This window comes from Geobacillus sp. Manikaran-105 (assembly GCF_002809955.1).
GTDB classification, from domain to species: Bacteria; Bacillota; Bacilli; order Bacillales; family Anoxybacillaceae; genus Geobacillus; species Geobacillus thermophilus.
Map to the genome: position 1 here is coordinate 13,556 of NZ_PIJG01000014.1, position 12,681 is coordinate 26,236.

A 12,681-nucleotide genomic window follows, 5' to 3' on the forward strand; every position below is an offset into this window, starting at 1 on the left:
CATATCGTATGGATGACAACGATTATGCAATGGAGTGAGCGGTGATGGACGTCAAAATCGGCGATATTGTCGCCCGCAAGTCTTACCAATGCGACGTATTGTTCCGCGTCATTGACCTTAAAGAAAAGGACGGGGAATGGGAAGCCATTTTATATGGCGAGGACGTGCGGCTTGTGGCCGACGCCCCGTGCAGCGACTTGGTCATTATCGATGAGCGGGAGCAACAAGAACGAAAAAGGCGGGAAATCGAACTGATTGAACAGTCATACCGGCTGTTTCGCCAAGATTATCAGATGATCAAGCAAAAAGTCGAGTATCGGGCAACCGGCGGGTACCGGGTGGAGAAAGATTTTTTTCAAATTCCGGGACGCGTCCTTCATTTGGACGGCGACCCGTTATATTTGCGCAAATGCATGGATTTGTATGAACGGATTGGGGTGCCGGTGCACGGCGTTTACTGTGAGGAAAGCGAGATGCCGGAAAAAGTCGGCTCCTTGATTGAGCAGTTTCGTCCGGATATTTTAGTCATTACCGGTCATGACTCGTATTCAAAGTCAAAAGGGAAGCTTCATGATTTGAAAGCGTACCGCCATTCACGCCATTTTGTTCAAACAGTGAAAGAAGCGCGCAAAAAAGTGCCGCATCTCGATCAGCTCATCATTTTCGCCGGCGCCTGCCAATCGCATTTTGAATCGCTCATCCGCGCGGGGGCGAATTTTGCCAGTTCGCCGGCGCGGGTCAACATTCACGCCTTAGATCCGGTTTATATCGTTTCTCGTCTCAGTTTTACCCCGTTTACGGAAACGGTCGATGTGTGGGATGTGCTTCGCAACACGCTGACCGGGGAAAAAGGGCTGGGTGGAGTCGAGACGAAAGGTGTGCTCCGCACCGGGATGCCGTTTCGCCTGATCGACGAACGGGGGGAAAACCGCCGCAATTGACGGGCGGTTTTTTTATGTCTTTCGCCATATTTTTTACAAAAAAGTTCCACAAGGTACATAAAAAGAAGGATATTGTAGAAAAATATTCATTGACAGCAATAAAAACACGCTGATATAATTTTTATTTTTTTGACTTTGAAGACAATCTTTGTTATAATTGCAAATAGTGAGGTGGATGACGAATGCCAAAAACTTTATCCGATATTAAAAAAGCGCTGGACTCTAATATCGGGAGACGTTTAACGCTGCGGGCCAACGGCGGACGCAGAAAAATGATCGAGCGTTGCGGCATTTTGGCGGAGACTTACCCATCGGTATTTGTCATTGAACTGGATCAAAAAGAAAACTCGTTTGAACGTGTATCGTTCAGCTACGCCGACGTGTTGACAGAGACCGTAAAGCTGACGTTTTGGGACGATGAGCAAGCAGGGGGGCAGTAGACAAATTTGTTTGCTGCTTTTTGTTTTGTCATAAATAGGCGGACATAAAGCCGCCTTCCTCACTTCATACTAAAACTGCCGCAGCCGCCTTTCATCTGCCCCATGACCAGGCGAGTCAGCCGGCTGTTGCGCCGGCGGGTTGCACAACGTTTCGCGCCTTAACGCCAACGAACATGGAAAGGGGTTGCTGACATTGGGTCGACGCCGCGGGGTTATGTCGCAACGCTTAAAAGAAGAGCTGGCAAAAGAGCTGGGCTTTTACGATGTCGTGCAGCGTGAAGGGTGGGGAGCCATCCGCGCGAAAGACGCAGGAAACATGGTAAGATTGGCGATTGAACGGGCGGAACGGCAGCTGGCCGGAAAAACGGAATAGCGCCGGCGGCGATGGCGCGCTGCGGCAAGGGTGCCCTAGCAGGGGCGCCCTTTTTACATATATCGTTTGGCGACGGCACCAGGACATGGTAATATGGTAAAATGGGTTGATGAAAAAAGCGCGAATGTCACGCGGGAAAACGCTGAAAATAGGAAACAACGGGCGGATAGGCGGCTGGCCAGAAGCCGTTTATCATCAATGTGCGTGGAAGTAGGTGAAGATGAGTGAGGCTGTCGATCAAAGCGCCGGCAAAAATTAATTTATCACTTGATGTTCTTTATAAACGCCCCGATGGCTACCATGAAGTGAAAATGGTGATGACGACGATCGATTTGGCGGACCGCATTGAGCTTATTCCGCTGCCTGAGGAGGATGTGATCCGCATTGTGTCGCAAAACCGCTTTGTGCCGGATGATTGCCGCAATTTGGCGTACCAGGCGGCGAAACTGATGAAGGAGACGTTTTCGATCCGCCAAGGGGTGGCCATTTCGATTACGAAGCATATTCCGGTGGCGGCCGGCCTGGCAGGGGGAAGCAGCGACGCGGCCGCAACGTTGCGCGGGCTCAACAAGCTTTGGCAGCTCGGATTGACCGTCCGGGAATTGGCTGAGCTTGGTGCGCAAATCGGCTCGGATGTTGCGTTTTGCGTCTACGGCGGAACAGCTGTGGCGACCGGGCGCGGCGAAATCATCACCCCCATCCCGTCGCCGCCGCCATGCTGGGTGGTGTTGGCCAAGCCCCCAATTGGCGTGTCGACGGCCGATGTGTACCGAAATTTGCAGCTTGAGCATGTCTGCCATCCGGATGTCGATGCAATGGTGAAAGCGATCGAACGGCAAGATTATGAGGGCATTTGCCGGTTGGTCGGCAACGTGTTGGAGGAAGTGACCTTAAAAAAATATCCGGAAGTTGCGCATATTAAAGAGCAAATGAAACGGTTCGGAGCTGATGCGGTGCTGATGAGCGGAAGCGGGCCGACAGTGTTTGGGCTGATCGAGCATGATTCGAGAATGCAGCGGGTGTATAACGGACTGCGGGGCTTTTGCGATCAAGTGTTTGCGGTCAGGCTGTTGGGGGAGCGGCATTCGCTTGATTAAACACGTACATTTTTGTTAAAATAAATTTATAATATTCGGTTTTAGGAGGTCGGCTATGAAGCTTAGGCGAAGCGGCCGTTTAGTCGATATGACGCATTATCTTCTCGAACGGCCACATCAGCTCATTCCGCTGACGTTTTTTGCCGATCGGTACGAATCGGCCAAATCATCGATCAGCGAAGACTTGACGATTATTAAACAAACGTTTGAGCAGCAAGGAATCGGGACGGTTCGGACGCTGCCCGGCGCGGCCGGCGGCGTGCAATACATTCCGAAAATGGCTGCCGGGGAGGCGGAGGAAGTGATCGCCTATTTGTGCGAGCAATTGTCGCGCCCGGACCGGCTTCTTCCCGGCGGATATTTGTATATGACCGACATTCTTGGCGACCCCCGTATTATGAACAAAATCGGCCGCCTTTATGCGTCGATGTTTGCCGACCGTCCGGTGGATGTCGTCATGACCATTGCCACCAATGGAATTCCGCTCGCATATGCGATCGCCAATTTTTTGTATGTGCCGGTTGTGATTGTCCGCCATGACAATAAAGTGACGGAAGGGCCGATGGTGAGCATCAACTACGTATCCGGCTCGTCCAAACGCATCCAAACAATGGTTTTGTCGAAGCGCAGCCTGGCGGAGGGAGCCAACGTGCTGATTGTCGATGACTTCATGAAAGCGGGCGGCACGATCAACGGTATGGTCAGCTTATTGCAAGAGTTTAACGGCAACGTCTCCGGCATCGGTGTGCTCGTTGAGTCTGAGGAAGCAAAAGAGCGGCTTGTCGACGAGTACATCTCGCTCGTCAAACTGTCGGCGGTGGACGTGAAAGAAAAGCGGATCGCCGTCAAGGAAGGCAATTACAAAGCGTTTTTTTAGGCAGCCTGCTGCCTGATTATAAAACTTTAGAAAGGGGATTTCTTTCAATGAAAAAAGTGGAAACGACCAATGCGCCGCAAGCGATCGGCCCGTATTCGCAAGCGATCATCGTCAACAATATGGTTTACAGCTCTGGGCAAATTCCGCTCACTCCAGAGGGGGAAATGGTAAAAGGCGACATTCAGGCGCAGACGCATCAAGTGTTTCAAAATTTGAAAGCGGTGCTGGAAGCCGCCGGCGCCTCACTCGACACAGTCGTGAAAACAACCGTTTTTTTAAAAAGCATGGATGATTTTGCGGCCATGAACGAAGTGTACAGTCAATATTTCCCGAACCATAAACCAGCGCGCTCATGCGTTGAGGTGGCTCGGCTGCCGAAAGACGCCCTAGTTGAAATCGAAGTCGTTGCCCTCGTGCGATAAAGAGGGGCGCATCCATCTTTTCCCTTGCTGAAATTTAGAAAAAATTTTTTGAAAAAGGAAGGAAATTGCCGAAAGGCGTGGAATTAATTACATCGAGTCTTATATAGGGGAAAAGGTGGTGAACATAATGGAAGTGACAGACGTAAGATTACGCCGCGTCAACACCGAAGGACGGATGAAAGCGATCGCCTCCATTACGTTGGACAATGAGTTCGTTGTCCATGACATCCGCGTCATTGACGGGAATAACGGCTTGTTTGTCGCGATGCCAAGCAAGCGTACACCGGACGGGGAGTTCCGCGATATCGCGCATCCGATCAACTCCGCTACGCGCGGAAAAATTCAAGAGGCGATCTTAGCTGAGTACCACCGCCTCGGGAAGCTGGAAGAAGAACTTGAAGAAGCGGGCGCTTCGTAAACATATGAAAGGGGGCTTAGGTGAAATTCACCAAGCTCCTTATTTTTTGCCAGCCGCATTGTTTCCTTGAAAAGTGCTGTTGATTCATATATATTCAATTATGGGCGAACTACTCCCACTTCGCTTTGCTTGAAGTGGGAGCTTCTCAGTTCCATGACGAAAGCCATTCTTTCGTCTCCCTGAGCGTCACTTCGGGTCGTCCCAACCCTGGTTCGACGATTTGGGGTTTTTTCGCGCCTTTGAATATGGTACGCATGGAAGGCTTTGCTTGTTTTCGCATTGAATGTTCTCCATGCAACCCGCTATATCTAGTTTACAAAGAACATGATATACATTGATTTGATTATGTGTTTTGGCTGATGCCACCGGCATTCCCCCGCTGGTCGTGGGGCTTCGTCTTTCACGCGCTTGAAGCGGGGGGGATCTTCTCTTGGGACTATGATTAAAAGGATAATTGGAGGCTTTTCACATGAAGCGATATGCGGTCGTTTTGGCGGCCGGACAAGGAACGCGGATGAAGTCGAAGCAGTATAAGGTGCTTCATCCCGTTTGCGGCAAGCCAATGGTTCAGCACGTCATGGACCAAGTATCCAAACTTGGGGTGGAAAAAACCGTCACGGTCGTTGGATTTGGGGCGGAGCAGGTGAAAGAGCAGCTTGGCGCCCAATGCGAGTACGCATTGCAAGAGGAACAGCTTGGGACGGCGCATGCGGTGATGCAGGCAGCCCCATATTTGCAAGGCCTCGAAGGGGTGACGATCGTCGTCTGCGGAGACACGCCGCTCATCACAGCTGAGACGATGAAGGCGCTCGTCGAGCACCATTTGGCCGCCAAAGCGAAGGCGACGGTATTGACAGCCATCGCTGACGACCCGGCTGGATATGGCCGCATCGTCCGCAACAGTGCCGGCGGCGTTGAAAAAATTGTTGAACATAAAGATGCGAATGAAGAGGAACGGGCTATTCGCGAGATTAACACTGGAACGTATTGCTTTGACAACCAAACATTGTTTCAAGCGCTTACAAACGTGACAAACAACAACGCCCAAGGGGAATATTATTTAACCGACGTGATTGAAATTATCAAAGCGGGCGGCGGCACAGTATCCGCTTATCAGGCGCCGTCATTTGAGGAAACGATCGGGGTCAATGACCGCATCGCCCTTGCCGAGGCGGAGCGGATCATGCGCGAGCGCATTTGCCGCCGGCATATGGAAAACGGGGTTACGATCATCGACCCGGGCTGCACGTATATTTCCGCCGACGCGACGATTGGCCGCGATACGGTCATTTATCCCGGCACAGTCATCGAAGGCGAAACAGTGATCGGCGAGGATTGCACGATTGGACCGCATGCGGAAATTAAAAACTGTCATATCGGCCACCGCACGTCCATCCGCCATTCGGTCGCCCATGACAGCGAGATCGGCAACGATGTCACGATCGGCCCGTTCGCCCATATCCGCCCGCTGTCGAAAATTGATGACGAGGTGCGGATCGGCAATTTTGTCGAGGTGAAAAAATCGACGTTCGGCAAAGGAAGCAAAGCCTCGCATTTAAGCTATATCGGCGACGCGCAAGTCGGCGCCGATGTCAACCTTGGTTGCGGGTCGATTACCGTCAACTATGATGGCGTGCATAAGTATATGACCAAAATTGAAGACGGGGCGTTTATCGGCTGCAACGTCAACTTGATTGCCCCGGTTACGGTCGGCCGGGGCGCTTACGTTGCCGCCGGATCGACGATCACCGACGACGTTCCCGGCCGCGCCCTCGCCATCGCCCGCGCCCGGCAAGTCAATAAAGAACATTATGTTGATCGCCTGCCAGGCAAGAAAAAATCTTAATGGAGGTTTATCATGTCTGAATGCCAGCACCAACTAAAGTTGTTCGCCCTTAACTCGAACATGAGGCTAGCGAAAGAAATTGCGGAAGTCATGGGGATCGAGCTTGGCAAATGTTCCGTTTCCCGCTTTAGCGACGGGGAGATCCAAATTAACATTGAGGAAAGCATCCGCGGCGACCATGTATTTGTCATTCAATCGACGAGCGTCCCGGTCAATGAGCATTTAATGGAGCTGCTCATTATGATCGATGCGTTAAAGCGGGCGTCCGCGCGCACGATCAATATCGTCATCCCGTATTACGGCTATGCCCGCCAAGACCGGAAAGCGCGGGCGCGCGAGCCGATCACGGCCAAGCTGGTGGCGAACTTGCTTGAGACGGCCGGGGCGTCGCGCGTCATTACGCTTGATTTGCATGCCCCGCAAATCCAAGGGTTTTTTGATATCCCGATCGATCATCTAATGGGCGTGCCGATTTTGGCTGATTATTTTAAAAGCAAACAGTTGGATGACATTGTCGTTGTGTCCCCGGATCACGGCGGCGTAACGCGGGCGCGCAAACTCGCCGACCGTCTGAAAGCGCCATTGGCGATCATCGACAAACGCCGGCCGCGCCCGAACGCGGTGGAAGTGATGAACATTATTGGGCAAGTGAGCGGGAAAACGGCCATTTTGATTGACGACATTATCGACACGGCCGGCACGATTACGCTCGCGGCGAACGCTCTTGTTGAACATGGGGCGAAGGAAGTGTACGCGTGCTGTACACATCCGGTGCTGTCCGGCCCGGCGATCGAGCGCATTCAAGGGTCTAAAATTAAAGAGCTTGTCGTCACCAATTCGATTGCCTTGCCAGAAGAAAAGAAAATTGATAAAATTGTAGAGCTGTCGGTGGCGCCGCTCATTGCTGAAGCGATTACGCGCGTGTATGAAATGAAGTCTGTCAGCGTCCTGTTCGACTGACATAAAGCATGTTTAGCCCTTCTTGTTTTAGGATAAAGTAGACAATAGATTCTAATTCAGGAAGGTGAGGAAACATGGCGATTGTGTTGGAAGCGAAAGAACGCACAGACAAAAAACATTCGACATTGCGCCGTATTCGTTCGCAAGGGGGCATTCCAGCGATTTTGTACGGCAAAAAAGTCGAAAACAAAATGATTTTTGTCAGCGCTGCTGAACTGGAGAAGGCGCTTCGTGAAGGTGGGCGCACGAGCTTGATAACGTTGAAAGTCGGCGGCGACGACTATTCGGTGCTCTTGCGCGAGCTGCAGCGCGATCCGCTGCGCGGCGAGCTCCTTCACGCTGATTTTCAAGCGGTCGACATGTCGACAGAAGTCGATATTGACGTAGAAGTCCGATTGGTGGGCGAAGCGCCGGGGGTAAAAGACGGCGGCGTGTTGCAGCAAAACTTGCATGAGTTGTCGATCCGCGTCTTGCCGGCGAACATTCCGCCAGCGATTGAAGTGGACATCTCCGGTTTGCAAGTCGGCGATACCGTCACGGTTGGCGATGTGCAGACAGATGGAAAATTTGAAATTAACCATGAACCTTCCGAAGTGATTGCGACGATCTTGCCGCCGCAGCAGGAAGAGGAAATCCATAGCGGCGAGCAGCAAGAGCCGGGGCAGCCTGATGCCGAGGAAGGAAGAGAGACGACGCCAGAAAAGTGACAGACGTAACCGTTTCGGTTACGTCTTTTGTAGTATCATGCATAGAGAGGGGTGCAACGATTGAAGCTGTTTGTCGGGCTTGGAAATCCGGGCAAGGAATACGAGCAAACGCGGCACAACATCGGTTTTTTCGTCATTGATGAGCTGGCCAAACGTTGGGACGTTTCGTTGAAAACCGGCAAGTTCCGCGGCCTGTTCGGAACGGCGTCCGTTTTCGGCGAAAAAGTGGCATTATGCAAACCGTTGACATATATGAATTTATCAGGGGAATGTGTTCGCCCGCTCATCGATTACTATGGCATCGCCATTGAAGATGTCATTGTCATTTACGATGACCTCGATCTTCCGCCAGGAAAAATCCGCCTTCGCTTGAAAGGGAGCTCCGGCGGTCACAACGGTGTCAAATCGCTTATCCATCACCTCGGCACCGAGCAGTTTAAGCGCATTCGCATCGGCATCGGCCGGCCGGCCGGCGGGCAGCCGGTGGCGGATTATGTGCTCAGCCGTTTTACGGAGGAGGAGAAGCCGGCGGTCGCTGAAGCGGTTTTGCGGGCTGCCGATGCGTGCGAACAGGCGGTGGCGGCGCCGTTTACCCAGGTGATGAACGAGTTTAACAAGTGAATATTTTCCTCCAAACTGGTGCACAATGTGAGTACGGAAGGCATGGGGCGCCGGCTCCATCCGCCCTGCGGACGGAACAGCCCAGTGAGGAGGTTTGCTTCGATGGCATTGCATTACTATTGCCGCCATTGCGGCGCCAAAGTCGGAACTATTGACCAGGTATCCGTCTATAGCGAAAAGCTCGGATTCCACCATTTAACGGAAGAGGAACGGCTTGATATGATTTCGTACGAGCCGAACGGGGATATTCACGTCAAAACCATTTGCGAAGACTGTCAAGAAGCGTTGGCGCGAAATCCGGAGTGGCATCAATACGAAAAATTTATCCATTAGGCGCAGCTTTGGGCGACCAAAGCATTTTTATGTTTTGGCTGAACGCGGAAAGAGAAAGAAACTAGCATTGAGAGGAGGGAGAATAGGGGTGCTTTCATTGCATCGCTATTTAGCTGAGAACCAAGATGTTCGCACCATCATAGAAGGAATCCACGCCCGCCTGAAAGAACAGCTTGTCGCCGGGCTGTCGGGGTCGGCCCGGTCTGTTTTTGTTTCCACGCTTTATAAGGAAACGGGACGCCCGTTGCTCGTAGTGGCTTACAACTTGTTTCAGGCGCAAAAAATGTATGATGACCTCGTTTCGCTGCTCGGTCCGGACGAGGTGTTTCTGTATTCCGTCGATGAAGTGATCGCCGCCGAAATGGCAGTCGCCAGTCCGGAGCTGAAGGCACAACGCCTCGAAATTATGAACCATTGGGTGCAAGGCGGGAAGGGGATCGTCGTCTGTCCGGTCGCCGGCCTGCGGCGCTTGCTGCCGCCGCCATCGCTTTGGAAACAGTATTTGTTCACGTTCACGGTTGGACAAGAGCTGGATCTCGAGCAGTATAAACAGCGGTTTGTCCAAATGGGATACAAGCGGGTGGCAACTGTTTCCGCCCCTGGGGAGTTCAGCATCCGCGGCGGCATCGTGGATATTTATCCGCTCACGGCCGAGCTCCCGTACCGGATCGAGCTGTTTGATACGGAAATCGAATCGATTCGCACGTTCACCCCCGATGATCAGCGCTCGCACGGGCAAGTAGAGAGCATCGCCATCGGCCCAGCCGACGAAATCATTCTCGACGAGGGGACGCGGCAGCGGGGGATTGAACGAATTGAAGCCGGTTTGGCGGCCAGCCTCGAAAAAATGAAGGATGACGCCGCCAAGCAGCGGATGTACGAACAGATCCATGCCGAATTGGAACAGTTGCGCGAGGGCCGGGAAATCGAGCAACAATATAAATATATGTCCCTTTTCTATGAGAACGTTTCAAGTTTGCTAGATTATATGCCGGAAGACGGCGTGCTGCTGATGGATGAAATGAGCCGGTTGCAGGAGACGGCGGAGCGGCTCGACCGCGAAGAAGCGGATTGGTATACAAGCCTGCTTGACAGCGGGAAAATCATTCATGATGTGCCCATTTCGCACTCATTTTCTGAATTGTTGCAAAAACATCGATTCCAGCGGGTCTATTTGTCCTTGTTTTTGCGCCATGCGCCTTATACCCATCCGCAAAATGTCGTCAATATTACGTGCAAGCAAATGCAAAACTTCCACGGACAAATGGCGCTTCTCCAGTCTGAAGTCGAGCGTTGGAAGAAAGCGAATTACGCCGTCGTCTTTTTGGCGCCGGATGCCGAACGGGCAAAAAGGCTGCAGTCAGTTTTGGAAGATTATGGGGTCGATGCAGCGCCGCTTCCGCCTGAGGCCGCACTGCTTTACGGCAAATGCCAACTTCTCGAAGGCGATTTAAATACAGGATTTGAGCTGCCGCTGCAAAAGCTGGCTGTCATTACGGAAGAGGAACTGTTTAAGAAGCGAGCGAAACGCCCGGTGCGCCGGCAAAAGCTGTCCAACGCCGAGCGGATCAAAAGCTACGCTGAACTGCAAGTCGGCGATTACGTCGTCCATGTCAACCACGGCATCGGAAAATATTTAGGCATCGAGACGTTAGAAATCAATGGAGTGCATAGAGACTACATCCATATCCAATATCAAGGCGGCGACACGCTGTACGTCCCGGTCGACCAAATGGATCAAGTGCAAAAGTACGTCGGTTCGGAAGGAAAAGAGCCGAAAATTTATAAGCTTGGCGGCTCGGAATGGAAAAAAGTCAAAAAGAAAGTGGAATCGTCTGTTCAAGATATCGCGGAAGATTTGATCAAGTTGTATGCCGAGCGCGAGGCGAGCAAGGGGTACGCGTTTTCGCCGGACACGGAAATGCAGCGCGAATTTGAGGCCGCGTTTCCGTATCAAGAGACGGAAGACCAGCTCCGGTCGATTGAAGAAATTAAGCGCGATATGGAAAGCGAAAAGCCGATGGACCGCCTCCTTTGCGGCGATGTCGGCTACGGGAAAACGGAAGTGGCGCTGCGCGCGGCGTTTAAAGCCATTATGGACGGCAAGCAAGTCGCTTTTCTTGTGCCGACGACGATTTTGGCTCAGCAGCATTACGAAACGGTGCGTGAGCGGTTTCAAGGATTTCCGATTAACGTCGGGCTGCTCAACCGGTTCCGCACGAAAAAACAGCAGGCGGAGACGATCAAAGGGTTGAAAGACGGCACAATCGATATGGTCATTGGCACGCACCGGCTGCTGTCGAAGGATGTCAAGTTTAAGGATTTAGGGTTGCTCATCATCGACGAGGAGCAGCGGTTTGGCGTGGCGCATAAAGAAAAAATCAAGCAGCTGAAAGCGAATATCGACGTGCTCACCTTAACGGCGACGCCGATTCCGCGGACGCTTCATATGTCGATGATCGGCGTGCGCGATTTATCGATCATCGAGACGCCGCCGGAAAACCGGTTCCCGGTGCAGACGTATGTCATGGAATATACGCCGGAGCTTGTCAAAGAGGCGATTGAACGTGAGCTCGCCCGCGATGGGCAAGTGTTTTTCCTCTACAACCATATTGAAGACATCGACTTGAAAGCGGAAGAAATCGCCCAGCTTGTCCCGGAAGCACGCGTCACGTTCGCGCACGGGCGGATGTCAGAAACCGAACTTGAATCAACGATTTTAGCGTTTTTGGAAGGACAATATGACGTGCTCGTGACGACGACGATTATTGAGACAGGCGTCGATATTCCAAACGTCAATACACTCATCGTGTACGATGCCGACCGGATGGGGCTGTCGCAGCTGTACCAGCTGCGCGGGCGCGTCGGCCGTTCGAACCGCGTTGCCTACGCGTATTTCACCTACCGGAAAGACAAAGTGCTGAATGAAACGGCGGAAAAACGGCTGCAAGCCATTAAAGAGTTCACCGAGCTTGGCTCCGGCTTTAAAATCGCCATGCGTGACTTGTCGATCCGTGGCGCCGGCAATATTCTCGGCGCTGAACAGCACGGCTTTATCGACTCGGTCGGATTTGACTTATATTCGCAAATGTTGAAAGAGGCGATCGAAAAACGGCGCGGCTTGAAACGGGAAGACGAGCGGCCGGAAGTGACGATCGACGTGGAAGTCGACGCCTACATTCCGGATGCCTACATTTCCGATGGGCTGCAAAAAATCGAGATGTACAAGCGGTTTAAAGCGGTCGAGACGCTCGAAGATGTTGAAGCGCTGCGCGAAGAGATGGTGGACCGCTTCGGCGATTATCCGGATGCCGTCGCCTATTTGCTGCAGATTGCCGAGATCAAAGCGCTGGCGAAACAGCTCGGTGTTGAATCGATTAAGCAACATAAGCAGCAAGTTGACATTCTATTCACTGAAGAAGCGTCGAAAACGGTGGAGATTCAGCGCTTGTCCGGCGTCGGCCGCCAGTACGGGCGCCTGTTTGGGTTTGGCATGGAGGGGGTGAAGCTGAAAATTGTGCTTTACATTAAGCAAATGAAAGCGCACGAGTGGCTGGCGATTTTATATGAGACGTTGAGGGAATTGTCCGGAGTGAAAAACGAAAAGTCGATCATCGCCTAGCTATAAAGAAAAAATGAGGCGTTA

General features: G+C 52.2%; 13 protein-coding genes. All 13 read left to right on the forward strand.

The features are described from left to right. The first annotated feature begins 44 nt into the window (after positions 1 to 44). The 13 genes from yabG (at position 45) to mfd (ending at position 12,657) form a co-directional block, all read left to right on the forward strand. On the forward strand, positions 45 to 941 hold the full coding sequence (gene yabG / locus CV945_RS06110; RefSeq protein WP_033008997.1) for a sporulation peptidase YabG: 897 nt from the start codon (positions 45 to 47) through the stop codon (positions 939 to 941). 182 nt (positions 942 to 1,123) lie between these two features. Next, on the forward strand, positions 1,124 to 1,381 hold the full coding sequence (veg, locus tag CV945_RS06115) for a biofilm formation stimulator Veg (RefSeq protein ID WP_033008996.1): 258 nt from the start codon (positions 1,124 to 1,126) through the stop codon (positions 1,379 to 1,381). A 193-nt stretch (positions 1,382 to 1,574) separates the two neighbouring features. Further along, positions 1,575 to 1,754 carry a small, acid-soluble spore protein, alpha/beta type gene (locus CV945_RS06120; protein ID WP_011886605.1) on the forward strand — a complete coding sequence of 60 codons (180 nt, stop codon included), beginning with the start codon at positions 1,575 to 1,577 and terminating at the stop codon, positions 1,752 to 1,754. A gap of 224 nt (positions 1,755 to 1,978) precedes the next feature. Then, entirely contained in the window at positions 1,979 to 2,851 is an 873-nt protein-coding gene (gene ispE / locus CV945_RS06125) for a 4-(cytidine 5'-diphospho)-2-C-methyl-D-erythritol kinase (protein WP_033008994.1), read from the forward strand. 55 nt (positions 2,852 to 2,906) lie between these two features. After that, on the forward strand, positions 2,907 to 3,728 hold the full coding sequence (purR, locus tag CV945_RS06130; RefSeq protein ID WP_033008992.1) for a pur operon repressor: 822 nt from the start codon (positions 2,907 to 2,909) through the stop codon (positions 3,726 to 3,728). Positions 3,729 to 3,775: 47 nt separating this feature from the next. Further along, positions 3,776 to 4,150 carry a RidA family protein gene (locus tag CV945_RS06135; protein WP_033008991.1) on the forward strand — a complete coding sequence of 125 codons (375 nt, stop codon included), beginning with the start codon at positions 3,776 to 3,778 and terminating at the stop codon, positions 4,148 to 4,150. A 127-nt stretch (positions 4,151 to 4,277) separates the two neighbouring features. Further along, entirely contained in the window at positions 4,278 to 4,568 is a 291-nt protein-coding gene (gene spoVG, locus CV945_RS06140) for a septation regulator SpoVG (protein ID WP_003247437.1), read from the forward strand. Between the two features lie 469 nt (positions 4,569 to 5,037). Beyond that, positions 5,038 to 6,414 (forward strand): bifunctional UDP-N-acetylglucosamine diphosphorylase/glucosamine-1-phosphate N-acetyltransferase GlmU, encoded by a 1,377-nt coding sequence (glmU, locus tag CV945_RS06145; protein ID WP_033008990.1) that lies wholly within the window; start codon positions 5,038 to 5,040, stop codon positions 6,412 to 6,414. A 12-nt stretch (positions 6,415 to 6,426) separates the two neighbouring features. Continuing rightward, positions 6,427 to 7,374, forward strand: a complete 948-nt coding sequence (locus CV945_RS06150; RefSeq protein ID WP_044746529.1) for a ribose-phosphate diphosphokinase — start codon at positions 6,427 to 6,429, stop codon at positions 7,372 to 7,374. A gap of 74 nt (positions 7,375 to 7,448) precedes the next feature. Beyond that, positions 7,449 to 8,081 (forward strand): 50S ribosomal protein L25/general stress protein Ctc, encoded by a 633-nt coding sequence (locus CV945_RS06155; RefSeq protein ID WP_033008987.1) that lies wholly within the window; start codon positions 7,449 to 7,451, stop codon positions 8,079 to 8,081. A 60-nt stretch (positions 8,082 to 8,141) separates the two neighbouring features. Continuing rightward, positions 8,142 to 8,702, forward strand: a complete 561-nt coding sequence (gene pth / locus CV945_RS06160) for an aminoacyl-tRNA hydrolase (protein ID WP_100659372.1) — start codon at positions 8,142 to 8,144, stop codon at positions 8,700 to 8,702. Between the two features lie 102 nt (positions 8,703 to 8,804). Next, a complete protein-coding gene (gene fin / locus CV945_RS06165; protein ID WP_033008984.1) occupies positions 8,805 to 9,035 on the forward strand; it encodes an anti-sigma-F factor Fin in 231 nt (76 codons plus the stop codon). Positions 9,036 to 9,123: 88 nt separating this feature from the next. Beyond that, positions 9,124 to 12,657: a transcription-repair coupling factor gene (gene mfd, locus CV945_RS06170; protein ID WP_100659373.1), complete on the forward strand. Its 3,534-nt coding sequence runs from the start codon at positions 9,124 to 9,126 to the stop codon at positions 12,655 to 12,657. The last annotated feature ends 24 nt before the right edge of the window (positions 12,658 to 12,681 follow it).